At 43.2% G+C, this 22,036-nt stretch carries 16 protein-coding genes; 7 read left to right on the forward strand and 9 right to left on the reverse strand.

Annotation, left to right across the window (positions count from 1 at the left end; translation table 11 throughout):
- Positions 1–214 precede the first annotated feature (214 nt).
- From QUF19_RS25125 to QUF19_RS25150, 6 genes are all read left to right on the forward strand, one after another.
- Entirely contained in the window at positions 215–427 is a 213-nt protein-coding gene (locus QUF19_RS25125) for a DUF1656 domain-containing protein (RefSeq protein WP_123285082.1), read from the forward strand.
- A gap of 10 nt (positions 428–437) precedes the next feature.
- Positions 438–1,298 (forward strand): HlyD family secretion protein, encoded by an 861-nt coding sequence (locus QUF19_RS25130; protein ID WP_286300828.1) that lies wholly within the window; start codon positions 438–440, stop codon positions 1,296–1,298.
- A 13-nt stretch (positions 1,299–1,311) separates the two neighbouring features.
- Positions 1,312–2,667 carry an FUSC family protein gene (locus tag QUF19_RS25135; protein WP_286300830.1) on the forward strand — a complete coding sequence of 452 codons (1,356 nt, stop codon included), beginning with the start codon at positions 1,312–1,314 and terminating at the stop codon, positions 2,665–2,667.
- Positions 2,668–2,990: 323 nt separating this feature from the next.
- Positions 2,991–4,652 (forward strand): hypothetical protein, encoded by a 1,662-nt coding sequence (locus tag QUF19_RS25140; RefSeq protein ID WP_286300832.1) that lies wholly within the window; start codon positions 2,991–2,993, stop codon positions 4,650–4,652.
- 130 nt (positions 4,653–4,782) lie between these two features.
- Positions 4,783–7,044, forward strand: a complete 2,262-nt coding sequence (locus QUF19_RS25145) for a carboxylesterase family protein (RefSeq protein ID WP_286300834.1) — start codon at positions 4,783–4,785, stop codon at positions 7,042–7,044.
- A gap of 66 nt (positions 7,045–7,110) precedes the next feature.
- Positions 7,111–8,568 carry a phospholipase D family protein gene (locus tag QUF19_RS25150; protein WP_286300835.1) on the forward strand — a complete coding sequence of 486 codons (1,458 nt, stop codon included), beginning with the start codon at positions 7,111–7,113 and terminating at the stop codon, positions 8,566–8,568.
- A 74-nt stretch (positions 8,569–8,642) separates the two neighbouring features.
- Here the strand turns inward: QUF19_RS25150 and QUF19_RS25155 are convergent, their stop codons facing one another.
- From QUF19_RS25155 to QUF19_RS25185, 7 genes are all read right to left on the reverse strand, one after another.
- On the reverse strand, positions 8,643–9,524 hold the full coding sequence (locus QUF19_RS25155; RefSeq protein WP_286300837.1) for an aspartate/glutamate racemase family protein: 882 nt from the start codon (positions 9,522–9,524) through the stop codon (positions 8,643–8,645).
- Positions 9,525–9,635: 111 nt separating this feature from the next.
- Positions 9,636–11,354 (reverse strand): autotransporter assembly complex protein TamA, encoded by a 1,719-nt coding sequence (locus tag QUF19_RS25160; protein WP_286303307.1) that lies wholly within the window; start codon positions 11,352–11,354, stop codon positions 9,636–9,638.
- Positions 11,355–11,555: 201 nt separating this feature from the next.
- Positions 11,556–12,842 carry a DEAD/DEAH box helicase gene (locus tag QUF19_RS25165; RefSeq protein WP_286300839.1) on the reverse strand — a complete coding sequence of 429 codons (1,287 nt, stop codon included), beginning with the start codon at positions 12,840–12,842 and terminating at the stop codon, positions 11,556–11,558.
- Positions 12,843–13,088: 246 nt separating this feature from the next.
- Positions 13,089–13,829: a DUF1223 domain-containing protein gene (locus QUF19_RS25170; protein ID WP_286300841.1), complete on the reverse strand. Its 741-nt coding sequence runs from the start codon at positions 13,827–13,829 to the stop codon at positions 13,089–13,091.
- Positions 13,830–14,023: 194 nt separating this feature from the next.
- Positions 14,024–14,212 carry a hypothetical protein gene (locus QUF19_RS25175; RefSeq protein ID WP_010429554.1) on the reverse strand — a complete coding sequence of 63 codons (189 nt, stop codon included), beginning with the start codon at positions 14,210–14,212 and terminating at the stop codon, positions 14,024–14,026.
- Positions 14,213–14,524: 312 nt separating this feature from the next.
- Positions 14,525–15,526 carry a TerC/Alx family metal homeostasis membrane protein gene (locus QUF19_RS25180; protein ID WP_065105712.1) on the reverse strand — a complete coding sequence of 334 codons (1,002 nt, stop codon included), beginning with the start codon at positions 15,524–15,526 and terminating at the stop codon, positions 14,525–14,527.
- 565 nt (positions 15,527–16,091) lie between these two features.
- Positions 16,092–17,831, reverse strand: coding sequence for a bifunctional metallophosphatase/5'-nucleotidase (locus QUF19_RS25185; protein ID WP_286300860.1), 1,740 nt, complete (start codon positions 17,829–17,831; stop codon positions 16,092–16,094).
- Positions 17,832–18,069: 238 nt separating this feature from the next.
- On the opposite strand from QUF19_RS25185, the gene QUF19_RS25190 reads away from it, so the two are divergent.
- Complete coding sequence (locus QUF19_RS25190; protein ID WP_286300862.1) at positions 18,070–19,842, forward strand: ATP-dependent endonuclease; 1,773 nt, start codon at positions 18,070–18,072, stop codon at positions 19,840–19,842.
- Positions 19,843–20,023: 181 nt separating this feature from the next.
- Here the strand turns inward: QUF19_RS25190 and QUF19_RS25195 are convergent, their stop codons facing one another.
- Together QUF19_RS25195 and QUF19_RS25200 are read right to left on the reverse strand one after the other, a co-directional pair.
- The gene (locus tag QUF19_RS25195; RefSeq protein WP_057622224.1) at positions 20,024–20,518 is read right to left on the reverse strand and encodes a DUF1097 domain-containing protein; all 495 of its coding nucleotides are present in this window, start codon (positions 20,516–20,518) and stop codon (positions 20,024–20,026) included.
- A 467-nt stretch (positions 20,519–20,985) separates the two neighbouring features.
- Complete coding sequence (locus QUF19_RS25200) at positions 20,986–21,891, reverse strand: LysR substrate-binding domain-containing protein (RefSeq protein WP_102434902.1); 906 nt, start codon at positions 21,889–21,891, stop codon at positions 20,986–20,988.
- Positions 21,892–22,036 lie beyond the last annotated feature (145 nt).

Raw genomic sequence — 22,036 nt, forward strand, 5'->3', positions numbered from 1 at the left:
TATTTTCGAAATAAATTTCGATTAAATGTTTTTACATCCAGAACGGTAGCCTATCAACCCTTGCTCTACCGGTTTACGGCACTAAACAAGAGTTTGGTGGCATAGTTTTTGAGTAAACTCGGATTTTTGATGGATCCGATCCTCCATAAGCGATTATCACAATGAATCGAACTCCGTTATCTTTGCATTCATCAAACGAATAGAGAGAAGAAACATGAACACAATGCCACACGAACTTGTGTGGGGAGAAGTCTATTTCCCGCCGTTGTTATTGGTTATTGCATTGGCTTACATGTTAACAATCTTAACTGGGTCAATCGCTACAAGGCTTGGGATACATAAATATGTCGCCTTTCCTGCAATAGCAGAACTGAGTCTAATTGTGATTTTCACTGGCATTATTGGCCAATTTATTACCATCTTTTGAGGCATTTACCGTGATCAAACGTTATCTAATCACACTGTTGTTAGTCGCTGCTGCTGGCTCTGTGGTTTTCAGCTACTACCAATCTTACACAAGCAACCCATGGACAAGAGACGGTCAAGTCAGTGCGTACATTGTTTCAATTACACCGCGTGTAACCGGACAGGTTATTGAGGTACATGTAGACGATAACTCTCAAGTGTCTAAAGGCGATCTTCTTTTTGAAATCGACCCTAGTATCTACAAAGCAACCTATAAAAAAGCCCTAGCGACTCAGAAACAAGCGCTTGCCCTACTCGCCAAGGCAAAGAATGAAGAACAACGTGCGTTGAATTTAGAAAAAAGAACGCCAGGTGCTGTGCCCGTGCTGACTCTCAATAACTTAGACAATGCTGTAGAAACGAGCTCAGCCAACGTTGAATTGGCAAAGGCCAGCGTTGAAGAAGCACACTTGAATCTTGAGTACACCAAGGTTTATGCGCCTACCAACGGCTACATTACTAACTTGAACCTGCGTGTTGGGTCTCAAGTGGTTGCAAACTCCCCCGTAGTCGCTTTGATCGATGAAGATAGTTTTTGGATTGAAGGCTATTTCAAGGAGACCGATCTGGTAGGTGTTGATGCGCAAGATAAAGCGTATGTGACACTCATGATGCACAACAATGTCCAATTAGAAGGTCACATCAAAAGTATTGGTTTTGGTATTGCGAAGCAAGATGGCAGTACTGGTAACGACCTGTTACCCAACGTGAACCCTAATTTCCAATGGATACGTCTTGCTCAACGCATTCCAATCAAGGTCAAGTTAGACAAAGTACCACGAGATTTACAACTGCGTGTTGGCATGACTGCTTCTATCAAAATTATCAAATAATTGGGTGATTTCTATGTTCAATGCGTCGACTAAAGAAGCGATTAAAGCCGCACTGTCTATCGTTATCGCAATTTGCCTAGCGTTGTGGTTTGGTTGGGAAAAACCGTATTGGGCCGCGATAGCCGTTGCGGTAATGACATTGAACGAGAGTTTCGCCCACTCAATAAACAAAGGGCATAACCGGTTAATGGGAACCTTGTTAGGGACCGGTTATGCCTTTTTCCTGATCGCTATGTTTTCTCAAGATCGTTTCCTATTTCTAACCTTTTTCACCCTATTCCTTGGGGTGTGTATCTTCATGTCGAGCGACGAAAAATACGGTTATATCTTTTCGATCGGATTTGCCGTGTGTTCGATTGTTGCCTGTATGGGCGGGTTCGATAGTCAAACTACCTTTCACTTTGCAGTACTTCGACTTCAAGAAACGCTACTTGGTGTCGTTGTCTTCTCTTTCGTGTATCGCTTAGTGTGGCCAGTGAACACAGAGCTTAACTTTGTTCAACGGTTTGAAACCAGTAAACAAGCGTTGTTAGATGCTATGGAAAAAACAGACGACATCGATATTGCCGCACTTGAAAGTAACACTGCGAATATTGATAAGCTGTATCAACTTTTAGATTTACCACTTACTGGTAGTTATCATCTTAAAGAGAACATCCAAACATGGCGTTTACGTATCAACGAGATGGCGCATATCCAAGATACGTTGCTTAAACAAAGTCACGGTGAATCTGACTTGGGTATTCAATGGGTCGTTATTGCCAACAACTTGACGAGCTTTAACGCACTAACGCCAGACCAATCACTTGTTGAAGGTGAGCCTAATTTAATGGGTGATCATAAAGAAGTGTCTTGGCATCACGCTCATCGCACGTTTGTTCAACATTTGAATGAAGATGGGCGAAAAGTGCTGCAAGGCGTGTCGATGTTTGTAACTTCGTTATTGATATGGATATATCTTCCAATGCCAGGCGGTTTTATTTTTCCAATGCTTGCGGGCGTCTTTTCTTCAATGGTGCCGACGATGCCACCGAGCATCATCAAAGATGCGTTTTTCGGCGTGCTTGGTACAGGTTCAGTGATCTTATTGCAGTACATTTTCGTGATGCCTTTAATGACCGAACTTTGGCAACTCGCCCTATTCTACTTCGTTAATATTATGGTGATATGGAAAATGTTCGCGACACCTAAGCTCATGGTACATCGAATATTGGGTATTAACTTGTTGGTGGTACTTACATCTGGCGCACTCAACCTGACGCCCATCTACCAAATTGAAACACCATTATTAATGATGGTTAATATCTTAATCATTTTGATGATAGCGAAACTATTTACTGATCTATTCAGAGTAAAGGTAAACGTGTAGAACTGGATACAGTAAACCACTCATAACAAAACGGCCTGCCAAGTGTTTTTACGCAGGCCGTTTTTGTATCTGTTGAAAATCATTATGAATCAGTTGATTAACGTTGTTCTTGACTAAGTGAGGATGACGTCCATCAAACGCGATTAACGCGATCTGCCACCTCCTCTTAAAATCCTCTCATTGATTGACGCAATGCATTTTTAATCGCGACATTCACACTAGCAATCCTAACGGATGAATACATAACAACTGAACACGAGGTTCAGTACAACATCGACTGTTTGAGTCTCGAAGGTTTGAGGCTACTCAGAGTGGAAACCGTCATGAGTTTTTTTGAAATACGCACTAGCGCCTGTAAGACCCATACTCTTTCTGTATTAGCGAGCGCCCTGCTACTTACAACACCCTCTTTAGCTTCAGCCGCAGAAGAAACGAACACATACAGCGAAGTCATGGAAAAAGGCCGAGCGCTGTTTGACAAATATGGCATCAGCCATGATTTGCCAAAATTAGCAATCAGTTCACTGGTCCAGGGCGAGCATCTAGTTGAACACGCACACCGTACTCTTCAAATTGGTGATGAGATTCGTGACTCTAGCGTCTATCTCGTTAAGAACACCGATACTAAAGGCAACATCGATCTTCGTATCAAATATAACCCAGAAGAGTTGGATGATAACGAAAACCTACTCGATGAAATAGAAGCATTCACACGTACCGAATATCGATTACGTGACTATGCAGAAAGCTTTGATTCTTCTTCGGTTCGCGTCAAAGAAATCGACGATAACAAAGTCATCATTAGCTTCGATTATTCGAAGTATGGACTGCCTCAAGACATCGCATATTTCCGTTTTTTGAATGTCGACATTGAGTTAGTCGACGGTGAACCAAAACGCATGCTGATCAGCAATGAAAAACCGTTCAAACACCATACCTACAAGGTAGAAAGCTATCAGCAAGAGATCGAGTTTCACAGTTTACCGTCAGGAAAGTTAGTTATCGCGAGTAAGACAACTGAAGTGGTTGGTACAACCAAGAACAAGCCGATGAAGATGACGAGCATCATCGAGCCAGTCGCGTTTTATGAAGACGATAACGGCGTACAAGTGATCAACGAAGCGAGGCTTCAAGAAGTATCAGACCCAAGAATGTTAGAAGCGAGTGTCAAGCTAGACCGAATCTTCCCGTTAATGGGCGATATGGTGCGACGCCAAGGTATCGATTTGCCTCTTCCATTTGGCGTATCAGTGGCTTATCGAAATCAAGATATGGACATTCCCATGACAGATTACGTGATTGGTGGTGTGCGCTTGAATGACTTATTTGACCCTGAAGATAGTATTGCGACGGTCAAAGCGGAAAGTGTTTCGATACGCGGTGACGTAAATATCCTGCCATTCTGGAATGTATTCGGATACGTAGGAAAGGTAAACGTTGATGCGAATGTGGATGCCTCTTATACCGGCGCTGCAGGAGAATACTTAAAAGACAAGCTCAATGATCAATTTGATGGAGCTGGTGATCTGCTTTGTAGTGAAGTTTCGGCTCTGTGTAACAGTGGCCGCTTAAATGTTCCGATGCATCTCGAATATGACTTACGCGGAGTAGGTACAACACTGTCTGTTGGTTACAAAGAGTTTTTTGCTTCTGTTACGGGCAGTTATTCACAAACCCGTCTTAAAGGACTAGACGATTGGGGCGATGGCATTGTCACGGTTCAACCTATGTTGGGTTACCAATTAGTCGATTATCGAGCTCAATTTTTCGTGGGCGCTGAATACCAAGGGTTAAATTCACGTATGCAAGGCACCGTAAAAACCGATGACATCGAATTTGATTATGACGTTGGTGTCGACATCGATCAGTGGGCGTTCCTAACTGGGGTTAACAAGCAGATCGGCAAGCATTACAACATGACCATGTTGTACAACAAAGGTGAAACTCGTTCGGCTGTAACGCTGAATCTTGGCTACCGATTCTAGTCACTGAATTGGAGATACCAGCCTAGCCCTTAAAACTAGGTTGTTCTTGATAAAAAATTTTGTAGCTCTGTTATCTACGCAAATAACGATTAAACAGACTACGCCGAATACTATTGTGGAAACTCTTTTTATGACTATTGCATACCGTTCAATGATCGCTCTTACTATTGCTGCTGCCTTAGCAGGTTGCGATACTGATACCGACCCTACAGTTCCATTCCCAGACAAACCAGAACCGTTAGTTCCGGCACCTGCCAAATCATTTGATGCTCAAATCGGCGACGTAAGGATTAAAGCAACCAAAGAAGAGTTGGTTGTTACTTCAAATGAAGAAGATGACAAGCTTGCGTCTATTGAATCTTTCAAAGGGATTCAATATGCCGAGGCTCAGCGCTTTGAGCACAGTAATATGCTGCCTTTATCAGATAATACAGATGAGTTTGAAGTTATTGATGCAACTCAGTTTGGTTATGCTTGTCCTCAACTAAAAACGACATCACAAACACAAGATGAGAACTGCCTTAACCTCAATGTCTGGCGTCCAGCAGGCGTAGATTCTGATGCAGATCTACCGGTTTATGTATTCATCCACGGTGGTGACTTTGAATATGGCTCAGGTTCTGAACCTCTGATTCAAGGCGATAATGTTGTGGCTCAAGGCGCCAGTGAAGGTAACCCATTTATTTATGTGACTTTTAACTATCGTTTAGGCTTATTGGGCAAACAATGGGTCGATGGTGCAAACTTAAAAGAGGGTGGTAACTTTGGTATTGGTGACCAAAAACGTGCTATGCAGTGGATTCACGAGAATATTGCTAAATTTGGTGGCAATGCTGGAAACGTCACTTTATTCGGTCAAGGTTCAGGTGCGATGTCGGTTGGCATACTTCAACAAACATCGAGTCACGAACCAATAGTCGGTGAAAATGGTTATTTCAATCGCTCAATCATGCAAAGTAATACCTATGGCTTTGAATACCAAAGCTATGATTCAGCAGAAGCAAATAGCACTTCTATTTGTGAAGCGACGGGAGTTTCTCAAATTGAGACCGGTGATAATACAATAAAATCAGCTTTGAATTTATTGATGTTAGCCCTTCCTGACGACATCAAAGAAGTATTAGAGCCGATTGTTGATGAGATGCCTGATCAAGTGGATACTACCGTTTGTGTAGACAACTACATAGAACTACAAAAGCAACTACCTCTCAGTTCAATTTTAGAAGCTCAAGATAAAATACTACTCAACCCAATCAACATAACATTAGATTGGGTTGTTGAAAGTGTATTGACGTTAAAAAACGGCGTTCCACTCCTGAGCCATGACAATAATACGCCAATGACAAACTTGTTACCATTTGCACCCTATATCGAATATAAATCGATATTTTCTAAAGGACATCACTTGGTTTCTCAGCCTTCGCTAGATAGCCTTTCTGTGCCAACAGTCATTGGTAACAATGAAAAAGATGCTAATACTATGGGCATGTTACCTACCCTCACGTTCTTGATTCCAACGATTTTGGAGTTATTACAAGAGGACATCGACAACGGTACTTTTGAATCACTTAGCGAAGGCAATAAAGATTTAGAGTTAGCGGTATGGCTTCAAGTTGATGACAACCAACAACGAGTAATCGATATGGTATCAACGCTTTCTTTGGAAGAAGTTCAAACTCAGATTGAGCTGGGTGACCTACTCGACTTATTGCCATCAACGGCGTACGAAGCGGTAACTAAGCTGTTTTTCGGTCTAGGTAATGCTGACTTCAACAATGATGTATTAGGTTTATCCGATTACGCGCCATGGTCTGAAAATGAACTTGGTGGGGCAACGAAAAACATGTCCCAATTTAAGACATTAATGAATGACATGCTATTCCAAGCGCCTGCTCGTAACCAAGCGATTCGTTCTTCTGAAGATATGAACACCCCGGTGTCTATGTACCACTTTGCGTATAAGCCTAGCTTTAACGTTTGGACATACAATACTAGTGGCGAGAATGGTGACCTAGATATCGGCGACGCTTTAAAAACTATCGCATGTATCTCAGCAGCTTGTAATGCATCGGAATTGCCATTTGTTTTTAACAAGCCATTAAAGTTAGACGGCACATCAGTTCGCCCAACATCAAAAGATCGAGCGCTTATGAATGACATGTCGCGTTTATGGTTCAGTGACCATCTATTTAGCGACTATACGTACAGCAAACAAATGGACAACGTGCTATCGATCAATAGTGATGGGTCGCTAAGCCAAGAGGTCGACTGGGATTCAGTTAAAAATGCTGGTGAAGACACCGATATGCGTAATGGCAGACTTCAAGGCTTGAATGATTTGGGTCTTACATTGAAGTACATGCCCGATTACTCGATTCCTGAAAAACAATAACGATCCCCTCAACAGTGGCCAGTGATATGGCCACTGTCATTTCTACACCCCACGCGGAACCCCATTATGAACTTCACACGTATTCATGCGTTGATGGTGTTGCTTTTATCGATCTTGATAACTGGCTGCGCCCAACCTTACCCCGATGTTGAACCTGACTTCGAAACGAACTGGCAAAGCACAGAACATCACGCTGAGGTGTACCTTATCCCGGCTGCGCCAGAAGCCTTCGCACGTCGTATCGAGCTTGTTCGCCAAGCACAACACTCTATTGATATGACCTACTTCTCTTGGGAGCGTGACACGCTTGGGTTGATGCTTCTAAACGAGCTAAAGCAAGCGGCGGATCGCGAGGTTCACGTCCGACTGATCCTAGATGACCTACTGGTTTTTAATGATAAATGGCTAGCGGAATTGGACTCACAGCCCAATATTGAAATTCGACTGTTCAACCCGTTTGAATCACGTAAAGCGGGCTGGATTGGCCGAGCGTTCAACTTCTCAACTCATCAAAAAAAACTGGATAATCGGCTTCACGAGAAGTACTTCAATGTCGATCATCACTCGATGATTTTAGGCGGAAGAAACATCGGCAACGATTACTTTGGCTATAGCGATAATGCCAATTTCTTTGATATGGACGTTTTGTTTCGAGGTGACGTAATCGCGTCTTTCGACAACAATTACCAAGCTCTTTGGGACAGCCAATATGTAGTGCCAATTCAAGAGCGAATCAAAGTCAAAGAACAAGACCAATACAAAGCGTTTACCAAGGCAATAAATAAAGGTGAGAAGAATAAAAAGTCGATCACTTTCGATGTCGAGCAACAGATACATCGCCTAAGCGAACCAAGGTTTATTAAAGCATCGGTAACGCCTTTATTTGATTCATTAGACAAGCTCAATGACAACAAGCCCTACTTTCGTCAACGAACAGAACGCTTAATGACACAAAAAGTTCCGTCGCCTTCAAAAGCGGTGATTTCGACGCCCTATGTCGTTCCAAGCGATGATCAGTTTGTGTTTATCGATGCGTTAATACAGCAGCAAGCCGAAGTAACTTTAATTACGAACTCTTCAGCTTCTAATGATTCGGGCTTTATTCCTGCGTATTACGAAAAACACCGTGAGACTTTGTTAGATAAAGGCGTAAGTATCTACGAGTACAAAAGCCAAGCAATCAATGGTGATCACTACTTTCATGTTGATACCTACTACCACAACAAAACAGTAATTTTAGATGAGCGTGTTACTTATATTGGATCATCCAACTTCGACCCAAGATCAGACTTTCTCAACGTTGAGTTTGGTGTGCTGATTGAGAGTGAAGAGTTTGCGAAGCAAGTGACACACTACTTAACGTGTCAGAAAGAGGATTTGTTCTGGGCTGTGACGCGAGAACAATCAGGAGATACGATCTGGTCTTCAGGGGAACAAAAACAGACTAAGAACCCTAATTACAGTTCATGGAATAAATTGCCGGATTGGTTGTTTCGAAAAATGAATGGTGAGTTTGAGCTTTAGTTTTCACCAATCCAAATGCAAAAAAGCCGCGTAATTTCGCGGCTTTTTCATGTTTCAAATACACGTATGTGAGCTTACAAACGGAAGGTCATCGCTCTCTTGGCTACGTAGTTCACCATATCTAACGTTGTGTAAATCGAATCGACATCGTTAATGTCGTAATCAAGATGGTCACGTTCAACATACTGTTCTGCTAATCGATAGATATCAACGACACGTTCTGCAACAGCTTCCATTGGGTCAATAAAAGTAAGTGCTGGAAATGCAGTTTCAAGCTGCTTTCTAACCAGAGGAAGTTCAGTGCACCCCAGAATGACCGTATCAACGCCCTTCTCTACGATGCTTTGAACCGCAACAGAAAGAAGTGCCGCATTACGGTCAAACTCGCCCGCTTTAATGCCGTTGGTTTCTCGGATTGCTTGCCCACATGCGGTCATCTCGCCCGTCACTTCCCCATAGATAGCGCTATGTACATTATGTTCTTGCTCAAAAGCATCTGGCTTAACGAATACGAGATTGGCGTCAGTTAGGTAACGGTCATAGATTCCCGAGTTGTATGTGCCGTTGGTGCATAAAATACCGACAATAGATTCAGGATTCTGCTCTTTAATTTGATCAACCGTGGTTTGAAGCATATCGACGATATAAACATTGGTATGTTTTTGAACTTCTGGTCTGAAATAATGAGCGGTGTTGCAGGTCATAACGCCAAATTGAACATTGGCGTGTTCTAAAATGCACGCTGATTCAATCAACTCTGGGACAGGGTCGATACCGCCTTCGTTTATTGCTTCAGAGCGATCTGGGATATCTGAATTTTTAACCACAATCATGGCCATGTGGTCTTGGTCTTTAAGCGCGCCGTGTTCAATCTCTTTTTTAGCAACGATATCTTGGAACAGAGCATCCGCTTCTGGGCCCATATTACCAAATACACCGAATCGTACCTTTTTCATTGTTTTTACCTTTGTGTTTGCTAGAGCACAAAGGTTATTACGCTCTGTCGATTTGCTTGAATCCCATTGGATGGATCGCATCCTCGTAAGCGCTTACACAACGTACAAATATTAGAACTGAGTGCCTAAGGAAAAATGAATACGAAACTCATCGCCTTCAGGGGCATCTAAACCGTAAGCAAAATCGAGTTTTATAGGCACAAATTGTGAATTCCAAATCAGGCTAAGGCCTGTGCCGCGCTTCCAATTCGCTTCGTCATCAAACGCATCACCAACATCGAGAAACGCGCCCATCCAAATTGACCGATAAACCTGATGTTGATATTCAAGCCCTGCCGTTAGCATGTAACGCGCGCCTGTTAATTCACCGTTCTCATCTTTCGGAGAAATCGATTCATAGCCATAGCCTCGTAAGCTCCCATCGCCACCAGCAAAGTAACGCAGTGATGAAGGTACATCCGACAACGATTTAGCTATGTTAATGCCAACGTTTGAACGGAAATGGAGCTTCTGGCTTTCGCTAATATCCCAAGAAAGCACGCTGCTTCCTTCCAACCGCAACAGCCTAGAATCAGAGAACAAACTAGGGTCAGAATACTCAACAGAGTAGATGTGTCGATGACTAAGTTCCAATTGATCATTTTTACGATCAACCTGAGAAAAACTGATTCCCGGTAACAATAATTGCGATTGATCTTCCTCAGAGGCCTGACGGTACTGTTCGTGCAAGTATTTGACATAAATAGTGCTTTGCCAATCGCTGTCTAATTGCCAGTAACGTTCGAACTTAAGATCGTTTGAAAAGCTATTGGTGTCTCGATGATCAATTCGTTTCGATTCAAACTGAATACCAAAATAATCGGTGGTCACTTTCTCTGTTGGGATTTTGTACCCCAGTTGCAGTGATTGCTCTTGTTCAGACAAATACGTCTGTGTTTCAAAGCTGTGTCCTCTTCGGTTATACCAAGGCTTTGACCAATTTAAAGACGCTCTTAAACCGAGATCGGTAGAATAACCCCCACCCACCTGCACAATGTCGCGAGAGCTTGGGTCAGCAATGATTTCGATTGGCACTTCTAGATTGTCATCAAGGTGGTTAAAGTCACCATGCACAACGACACTGCGAAACCACTGAGTTTCAAACAAGTCAGACTGCAGCTCACCCAACTTGATGGTGTCAAATTCGTCACCTTGCTTGAATGTTGGAATTTTATCGATACGAGTAGCTTCAACACCATCATCAGGAATGCTGATAGCGCCAAACTTATAGCGTGGGCCACTAGAAAAATGCAAGTGAATGTTGGCGATGTTTTCGCTAGGAACCACTTCAATCTTAGACTCGACAAACCTACCGTCAAAATAGCCTTTACGCTTTGCCAAAGACAAAATCGCCCGTTTAGTTTGGTCGTATTCTTGGTGAGATAATGGTGAGCCTGAATCTAACTTACTTTGCGTGAGTATTTTGATGAATTCTTCATCTTTACTCGCTTCACCTGTGACTTTTACAACCGATTCTGCAATGTTCATGACAGGGCCAGAATCGACGTTCAAGGTGAGGTTATCAGTGTCATCAAGTTCGATATCTATCTGAGAATGATAGTAGCCATAAGGGTTGAGCGCGTCTTGAACCCGTTTCAATAACTTAGTATGGGATAGCTGGGAAGCTGGGACATCAACCAAAGGTTTTAAGTATAACTCTACATTTTCAGTGAGAGTTTTGTTCAGCCCTTTAACCTTGAAGTCTGCACCTATCGCAGCGCGGTGAGTAACCATAAAGAGTGAAGCTGCCAGTATTACTTGTTTAATCGAGGTCTTCACGCCGTTACCCAGTTGCTCAAAACCCGAATAGATTATGAGCAAAGTGTGAAATCGCTGAATCTCTTATGGAGGACGTCATCCTACGAACTAACGTGTATTCACACTTTAAACATAAGTTCAGTCGTTCATTCGCCAATTACATCTCTTTATCTAACAGACACAAAAAAGGCGCAATTAAGCGCCTTTAAAAAATCTATTTTTACCGATTCAATATCAGTTGTTTCGCAACCAAACATCTTGGTTTTTAGGTACTTTCTTCTTTTTCTTTTTACCTGTGCCTGCCGGTGGTGCAACGGGTTTCAATGCAGCAACAAGTTCAGCAGTTGCTTCTTCATCCACTTCAAAGCCTTCGATTTGCTCACGCTCAAGACGAATCTTGTTCTTCTTCTCGATGATTGTGAAGTGATGGTAGTCTTCGTGATCGATCAAAGATAATGCTAAACCAACCTCACCCGCACGACCGCTTCGGCCAATACGGTGCATGTAGTCTGATGGACTACGCGGTAAATCAAAGTTGATTACTACTGGTAGTTTTTCGATATCCAGACCACGTGCCGCGATGTCTGTCGCGATCAGAACGTCGATCTCGCCAGATTTGAAATCTTCAAGGATACGAGTACGTGAACCCTGACCTTTATCACCGTGGAATACTTCTGCGATAATACCACGCTTGTAAAGCTTGTCTGCCAAGTGCTCACAGCTGTTCTTCGCATTAACGAAGATCAGAGCTTGTCGCCATTCGTGTTGTTGAATCAGGTGCGCTAACAAAGCTGTCTTGCGGCCTTTTTCAACTTCGAATACACGTTGAACCAATGTGCTTGCATTAGCACTTTGAAGTTGAACTTCAATTGGATCGTTCAGTAGTTCGTGAGTGAGCGTTTTAACTTGCTCAGGGAAAGTTGCAGAGAACAACAGAGTTTGCTTCTTGCTCGGCAATAGCTTCAAGATCGCATCGAGTTCTTCTGTAAAACCAAGGCTCAACATACGGTCAGCTTCATCAAGCACTAGCGTTTTAACTTTATCAAGCTTGATAGCGTTACTTGAGATCAGGTCAAGCAAACGACCCGGTGTTGCCACCAAGATATCTGTGCCGCCACGTAGCGCTTGCATCTGAGTGTTCACCGATACACCACCGAATACACAAACGGTTTTAATTGCACCGTTGAAATGCACGGCGTAAGACTTAACGCTATCGGCAACTTGCTTAGCAAGCTCTCGTGTAGGAACCAAGATAAGGCCAGAAACATAGTTACCTTTGCCCGAACGACGGTCTAAAGGTGCATCTTCATGGATCTGCTGTAGCAGTGGAAGTGCAAATGCTGCGGTTTTACCTGAACCTGTATTTGCGCCTGCAATTAGGTCGCGTCCTGCTAACACACTTGGAATAACTTGCGCTTGGATAGGCGTTGGCTGTTGGTATTCAAGCTCGGTTAGGCGAGCCATCAAAGGAGAAATTAAGCCAAGATCGGAGAAGTTGGTTGGTGCTGTGGTGTTAGTCATTAATTGCAGGAACTCAAAGCTAAAATAATAGCGCGCTATATTAACGTATTTCAGCAGTATTACGTAACTAAATCGCCCCTTTATCCCTTGTTTCAGTAGTTAAGCCCCTTCAAAACAAGCAAGAGATGAATCAATCGGTGTTAGAAGTGCTCTAATCATCGTCTCAGCTTCATCTCTATATGTTTATCTCATTGGATTACCAAGCTTGTAACACGGTTGCTCTTGTAAAACGGTCATCCTTGCAATTTAGTTCAACCACCCTGCGACCGTTTGTTCGGGCGCATACGAGTTAGGTGCGGTTAACCATACGGCTACTGCATCTGGCGTGGCGACTAATGGATCAAAATCGACATTGAATTGCCATTTGGATTCACCACGTTGGTAACCATCGTAAACCACCACAAAATCATGCTCGAGTTTCTTACCTCTGTTTTCTCCCGCTTTAACGCTAGTGACTTCATTCATCGCTAACAAGGTAATATGAGCGACATAATCCCCTTTGCCTTCGTAACTCACGCTGAACGTATCGCCCTTATGATTCACCGTTAGCTTAGGGTTACTTTGTTGTTGGAGCGAAGGGAGATTTCTATCGAGCCAGTTAAAGTAACCGCGCCACTCTTTTCCATCGACGATAAAGCCAGGAGTGTAAACGCCACTTGTTACCCCATAAGCTTTGTATAAGCGTTGCTTTTGACTGAATGCCTTGCTGGCGAACTTGTCTCCCCATCCTAGGTAATCCCAGTAATCGACGTGATAAGCGAGCGGAATGACTTGTGTCCAGAGTTTTGGATGGTCTTCAAAAGTGCTGAGGTACTCATCAGCAGGTGGGCAACTCGAACAACCTTCAGAGGTGAACAGTTCGATAACCTGCGCAGGTTGACCTTCATTACTCCAGGTTTGTGCATTCGACACAGAAGAGTAAAAGCCGATCGGTAAGGCAAATAAACAGAGTTTAATCAATGGTGAGTTGCGTTTGGCGTGTGACATACCGTGATCCTTGTACGAAGCGAATTTACTGGCGCTCAAATACAGACCGTTATGCCTAAGTCTTTCTTTCAGGTGATGAGTCTCTTTCAGGTGCTTATTTTGCGAAGAGATAGAGTTTATTGCAGATACAAAAACGCCAGCTTCAGAAGCTGGCGTTTTCTTAAAATTCTATATTTTACATGTTAACGCTAAGATTAACGGTTAATACCGATATCGCGTTGCATGTGACCAGATAGGTCGCTTGCGTAGTAACTACGTGGAGAGTTGTCTACGAAAAGAATATCGAAAATATGTGCAATCAATCCTTTGAAGTTAACCGAGTAGGTCTTCTTATCCATAGAGTTAGGAACAGCGATAGTATTCATTTGCATTGCTTGAGCCATGATTGCCTCTCTATAAATTTGTTTATGTGGTTCGTTCTGATGACAAGAATAATAGGTGATCTTTTGCAGGTTAAAAAATGACTAAAATTAGATGTTCGAATTAGTTTTTCTAATAAAACAAACCATTAACAACCCTAGGAGATACATATGCACAATGGGTGCGTATAAATTCAATATGATGCAAAAATCATGCATTTAGTACAAATAACCCCCAAACAAAAGTGGCCAATGTCACAGAAATTTTACATAAATAAATTTTCCACTTCATCGGCCACGCATCCCTTATCGAGTTTTCGATAAGTTATATTTGTTTTAATTTACTTGTTCAATGTCTGGCTTCTTTGCATAAATCGACGCTATAACCGCAATCGTCATGGTAGAAATCAGCACCGCTAACGACCAATACGTTGGGATAGCCCATTCGCTGTCGACCAATAGCATTTTCACACCGATGAAGACCATGATGAACGCCAATGCTGGCTTCAAGTAGATGAACTTATCCATCATGCCTTGCAGCACAAAGTACAGAGAGCGAAGGCCAAGTAGCGCAAATACGTTTGCAGCAAGTACCAAGAACGGTTCTTGTGTCACCGCAAAGATAGCTGGGATAGAATCCAGAGCAAACATCACGTCCATGACGGCAATCGCACCAATCACCAACATCATTGGAGTAAACGCCCATTTAACGCCCTGCTTAACCATTAATGCAGGACCATGGAAGTCCTCGGTGACAGGCATAATTTTACGAAGTAGCTTCTCAGGTAGTGTGTTAACACTCTCTTCTTCACCCTTGTCTAACGCCAGTTTGATACCAGTACCAATCAAGAACGCCGCAAACACATAAAGCACCCAGTGGTATTCAGCCAACAGCTGAGCACCTAATGCGATCATAATTGCACGAAGCACCAATGCACCGATTACACCCCAAAGAAGCGCACGCGGTCTTAGATGCTCTGGAACTTGGTATTGAGCAAAGATCATCGCGAATACGAACAAGTTGTCTACGCTCAATGATTTTTCTAACAAGTAACCCGTAATAAATGACACCGTTGCTTTTTGCGCGGTGTAGTCACTATTTGGAGCATAGATGTCCCAAAATAGGTAGATAGAACCTGCGAACAAGAACGCGAGAACAAACCAGAAAACGCTCCAAATTGCCGCTTTCTTAATGGTTACGCTGCCACCACGAGTTTGATAGATATCGATAGAGACGAGAATTACGGTCAGCAGGAAAAAGCCCACATAAGTCGTCATGATTGGCGATGAAAAAAAGGATTCACTATTGGTAGATAATAGAGATTGAGTTGAGTTCATTATTCCTCCGGGCGGAAGAACTGTACAAAGACCTTCCGCAAACAAAGCATATCAAGCTCCATTACGGATCTTGACTGTGATTGCGTTGGTCTCGTTGAAGTGAAATATGGGATTTCACCTTTACATACCGGATAGACTCTTGGCCTAACGAGATGACGATATGTAAACTTGCGCTAACTACTCCCCAAACGCGTGGATAATATTCCCCTATTTATGTTTCGTCTAGATAAATTTGTTCTAAAAAAGAAAAAAGGAGCAAAAGCCCCTTTTTCTATTACCGCTGTTTTATCAAAATGACACACACATTGATTCTAAGAATACCACTCACCTGTTCACCCTGGGTGAATGCTCAGTGATATTTGAAACGAATGATATTCACCTATAAACCAGCCGTGGGTACCAAGTACACCAACGCAGACCAAACAGACACCCAGCCTACGACGGCTACCGCGTCTAACCAATCTTTCCTATCCATATTTTGCCTCCACAGGAAGTCACCTGTACAACAAAGCATAAACAGTGCCAATTTTATAAATCATTCAGAAAGTACAAATAGCACGGACGATTATCGAAAACATTCCATGCAATTCAATGGTTCACTGTGTTGGAGTGATTCAGGGTGATCTTGTAAGAACGCGATAAAGCAGTCAGCCATTGAGTCAGTTGTAACAACCCCATCACCGATCATATCTAAGACAGCGTTATAACCTTCTTTGCCTTTCATTGTGTAGGCCGATGACGCGCCTCGGTAGATTCGGTCGCGAGACACTGGCTGCCAACCGGATGCTTCAGAGTGTATTTCTAGATGATGAATGCGATGCCCTAAGGGCGCGTCTTTGTGGTAACAAAATCTCAAGTTATGAGTATAAGGAAAGCTGCCAGAACCCGTACCTACCACACCATTATCTAATGCGTTATTAATAGCGCCTTCTAACATACCTGCGATCGTCTCACCCTTTACCTCATACACACCAATAGGTACGGCAAACGGTAGTAGTTTTCCGGCAATATCGGCAACAGAGACGTCTCCGCTATTGAGTGAGTTTCTTACACCACCTGAGTTGTGGATGGCAAATTCGACGCAGTGTCCTTTCTTATTCATCAGGTAATGAAACGACTGAGCAACCAAAGGCGCTAGCTGGCTTGGTCCTTTCTCATCTGGAATACGCACATGACGCAGTTTGCTGTCAGCATGAGCAATAACTTGTTGCTGAAGCTTTCTAACTCTCGGCTGATATTTATCCGTCAGAATGCTCTGCAGTTCAGGATCTTTTTTACATACCGCGATGTTCTGATGATTGTTCAAAAACTCACACGCCATATTGTGAGCATCGTCTTGCCCTACTTCACTCAATTTAGCGTCTATAAACAGTCGGCGCCCCAACAGCAGTTCATTCTTGCCATTAAAGTGAGTAACTTTGCCTTCAGAGTTGAATTCGATTTCACAGTGTCCGAGGCTCATTGCGTGGAAGCCAGCTTGCACTACATAGGTGTCACCCACTTTTACGCCGTAGTCATCATCTTTCACTAGGCCAATATCAGAGAAATCACCTTGCAAGCGATGGCTGTGCCCACCAACAATCACACCAATACCAGACACATTGGCCGCCAGTTCTAAATCAGCCTCGTAACCAAGATGGCTGAGTAACACAATCTTGTTAATACCAGCTTGATGGATCTGCTTTATCGTGGCTTTTGCCGTTTCTAGCGCATTTTCAAATGGTGTATCAATATCAGGGTTCGCAATGCCCGCCATCTTGTCGATGCTTAAGCCGAATATAGCGACTTTCTCGCCATCAAACTCTTTTGTTATAAAAGCAGCGCTTCGTGTTTCAGTTAGGTAAGGCTTAACAATGTCGTTGTCCGCTAGGGTATGAGTTTTATTGATATCCTCATTCGACAAATTCCAGTTACCCGCCAACAGTGGGAATTTGATTCTTTTCGCGAAAATTGCCACTGGTTCATTGCCCATGTCTAACTCGTGATTGCCAAGGGTCATGGCATCAATATTCAGGGCATTCAACAAATCGGCATTGGCTTTTCCCTTGAATAGAGAAAAGTACAACGTGCCTTGGAAGCAGTCTCCAGCGTGCAGGAACAAGGTTCCAAGCTTTTGACGTTGGGCATCTTGTTCTATCTGTTTAAAGCGCGTCGAGATTCGAGCAAAACCACCTGCACTGACATAAGGTTCAATGATGTGGTTGTTCATTTTAAGTGATAGCTGTAATGAGGTTGGTTCAAAGTATGAGTGGGTGTCGTTGATGTGTGCCAACACTATTTTTGTCGGCTTATTCTTTTTAGTCATATTTTCTTCTCTCTTTGTCCCTTCATACTAGGTTGAGAATCATGACAGAATCGTGAATTTTATGAAACTGCACTGCAAAAAAATACTCAAGATAGATCAAAAATCTCGTTTTGCTCCGTATAAATAAAGAGTGGGTTTTGTGACAAATGCGCATACCGGATAACAAATTTTCGATTATGATTAAAGATATCTGTTAGCTTTCAAACAATTAGCAGAGCCTTCCGTTAGGAGTAAGCCTATGCAACTAGAAAGAATCGAGATTTCTGGCTTTCGAGGTATCAAGCGTATGTCACTCGCGTTTGACGAGCTAACCACGCTGATTGGTGAAAATACTTGGGGTAAGTCTTCTTTACTTGATGCTTTGTCCGTCGTTCTCCCCTCAGACGGTGTCCCATATCACTTCGAAATGACTGATTTTCATGTCGATTATTCTGTTTCACATCCACAGTCTCAACATCTTCAAATTGTTCTCGCATTAAAAGCCAACGACAAGAGCGAACTCAACGCAGGTCGTTACCGCAAACTCAAACCTATTTGGGTTCAAGATGAGTTCGGCACCTACCGTATCTATTACAGAATCAGTGCGACGTTAGAGCAATATGAAACGACAACCCACTACGCCTTTCTAGGAATCGATGGCAACCCTTTAAAGCTTCATCACTCTGAAAAACTGGCGCAGGAGTTAATGACGTTACACCCTGTGATTCGTTTGCGAGATGCAAGGCACTTTGATCGTCCTTTCAACAGTAAAACAATCAATCAGAATGCCGTTGTTAATGGTGGTTCTAATGGAAACGCTAACGTTATCTCCAATGGGAATGGTAACGGTACTCATGCCAGCAATGGCAGTGCTGCTAACTCTAATGGAAACAGCAACGGAAATGGAAATGGAAATGGGCGTCAGGCAAGAATAGAAAAACGCATTGATAATACCTGTCGTCGCTTAATGGCAATCCCAGGACACGTAAACAAAGGCGAGATGCGCAGTAGCCTTGATTCAATGCAAAGCCTGATAGAGCACTACTTTTCTTTCAAGAGTAATTCTCGTCGTAACCCAAGAAAACAGAGGGATGGCCTACTTTATTCAGCGGGTGCCAATGACCAGAGCATTCATCAACTTGTTGAAGAAACCAAAAACAAGCAGACTCGTTTACTGTTCATGGGTTTACTTAACGCTTACTTGCAAGCCAAAGGGCCGACTGACTTAAGACGATGCGCACGCCCTCTTTTGATCCTTGAAGATCCAGAAGGTCGTTTACACCCCACACACCTAGCTAGGGCTTGGAGTTTGATGCAGAAATTACCCATGCAGAAAATTCTCACGACCAACAGTGGTGAGTTACTCGCAGCCGTGCCACTTCAATCCATTCGCCGCTTGGTTCGACAATCAGACAAAACCATTGCCAACCAACTCAACATGAACCACTTCAGCAAAGATGAGCTGAGACGAATTGGGTTCCACATACGGTTCCATCGTTCTGGGGCGTTGTTTGCTCGATGTTGGCTATTGGTAGAAGGTGAAACCGAAGTCTGGTTGTTTAATGAATTAGCCAACCAATGCGGTTATAACCTTGCAGCAGAAGGTGTGCAGATCATTGAATTCGCTCAATCTGGGCTTAAGGCACTGATCAAGGTTGCACAAGAGTTTGGTATCGACTGGCATGTAGTAACTGACGGCGATGCGGCAGGTAAGAAATATGCCGCGACAGTGATGTCTAAATTAGGGAAAGATCAAGAACGTCATCGCTTAACTGAGCTGCCTGATAAAGACATCGAGCATTACTTGTATATGAACGGCTTCGAAAACTTTTTCCGCGACATGGTTAAGATCCCTTACGATCACCCTATTCCAGCGAAAAAAGTGGTGGCTAAGGTTCTCAAGAAACACGCGAAACCCGACCTTGCGTTAGCGATCGTTTCTCACTGCGAGAATCAAGGACAAGAATGTATTCCGCTGTTATTAAGGTGGACGCTAAAACGTGTCATCACCATGGCAAACGGCAACACCTAAGCGCCTTAATTAATTGATAGCTGCTATCGGTTCTTCTGCGGATAAATTTATTAACCGATCACCTGAATCAAAAACCAAAAAAGGCACACCAAGTGGTGTGCCTGTATAAATCGATATACAAATTAATTGGGGGTTATCTTGCAAGAGTTCACAGTGACTAAACTAGGGTCAGGTTAACGAATTAAGCCTTCGCTTGCTTAGCGTGTTGTTCAACCGCTTCCGAAGATTGGGTCGATTTTTCGTGAAGCCATAGCCCCGTTGCTTTCATCAAATATCCGAATACACCACCAAGCAGTAAAGATGGTACGACAAGTTGCCAATCGCCACCTGCCGCAAACGTCGCACAACAACCAATGAAGGTTCCTGGGATATAACCTAGCCACGCTTGTTTCGCTTGAATACACATGAAGAAAGCCACAATAGCAGTAATCACATAGCCTAGAATCTCTAACCCTGCGAAGGTTGAGCTTTCGATAATCACCATTGCCCAGAATACACCCGTCATGTTGGTCAGTAAGCTACCCGCTAGTCCTTTAACACCGCCGGTTGGCGAAGCAAAATAACTGGTGCAACCTAGAAAACCTGCCCATGACAGTAAACCGAAAGAGATAGCTATCCATCCCCATAGACCTGACAAAATACCTGTTGTTAATGAAATCGCGACTAATGTACTCATACTATTTCTAAAGCCTAATTACGCAATTCATCGCAACCGGATTTAGCCTCACTTAAAATCAAGTAAGCATATTATGGGAAGATCGCCTTCTTTTAGACGATCGCGATCACATTAATAATGTACGCGAATGTGCATTTATCACCAGATAGAGACCGGAATCGCTTATTCAACATAAATAGTTATCAGGGGCTATTGGCCTTTCGAGGTCGATTTTGCAACCTTTGTGGGAAATTTATACAAGACAGAGGCTTTGACGTGTAGCTAGCCTACATGAAAAGCCGATAACGCAGTAGAAATGAACCACAAGGGCTGCCCGAAGGGTTCGGCTAAAATCGCTTTACGTTTTGTTGAAGAATATTTGCTTAGAATGACTAGGCTACATACTCTTCGCCGCACCTAAAACGATTTTATCTCGAACAAAACTTAACCACGAAAGGTCAACAGCCCCTAGTTTTATCAATTTATCGCTACAGAACCGACGGTTTGCCTTTCATCATGCGCTTACCTTCTCGCTTAATACACTCAGCAAGCGGGTTTTCTGCCATATCAGCACGCCAGATAAACGAAAGCGTACGTTCCATTTCAAGCTCAGGAACATTCAAGGTAACGAGTTGGCCTGATTCAACAAACTGTTCGACATCGAGATAAGGTAGACACGTTAAATATGGGCCGTTTGCAACCAAACTTCTTAAAACAGGAACGTGTTCATACTCTCGCCAAACATCAAGATCACCAATTAAATGATGAATAGAGCTATCAAAAACTTTGCGCGTACCCGAGCCATGTTCGCGCAACACCCACTTCGCTTGCTCTAACTGAGCCAAACTCACACGTTCACGCTTGGCAAAGGGGTGATGAGCGGATGCAACGACCGTTAAATGGTCTGTACACCACACTTCTTGATGAACTCGACTGTCGTCACAACGGCCTTCGATAACACCCAAGTCATATTTATAATCTAATACGCCATCAATGACTGCATCGGTACTTTGCACGCCAAGCGAGATTCGCATCTCAGGAAAGTCGTTATCAATAATACTGATGAGGTCTGGAACCAGGTGTTCTGCTGGGGTTTGGCTAGCACCGAGTTTGAGCTCTCCACTCAGTAAATGCTGTTCGTAGAAACCCATCTCAATTTGCTGCGCATCTTGCAGTAAACGCTTCGCTTTTGGCCTTAGCCACATGCCCCAATGAGTGAGGGCCATTTGCTTGCCCTGCCTTTCAAACAAAGGCCTGCCGAGCATTTTTTCCAACTGTGCAAGAGACATACTTGTCGCTGACTGAGTCAACGCCAACTTGTCTGCTGCCTGACTAACACTCCCGGAATCTGCCACTGCATCAAATACCGCGAGTTGCTTTAATGAATAACGCAAAATTCATCCTTAATTCTTTTAATAACTTATGTCCTGCTGCTCGTTTTTTATTAATCCGATGAGCAATTAATTTCATTCTACGCGTAACCAAATCTATATCAATAATTTTGATGTGGTTTCTAAAAATTATCAATTTTACCTCTAC

The organism is Vibrio sp. FE10 (assembly GCF_030297155.1).
Lineage (GTDB): Bacteria > Pseudomonadota > Gammaproteobacteria > Enterobacterales > Vibrionaceae > Vibrio > Vibrio apostichopi.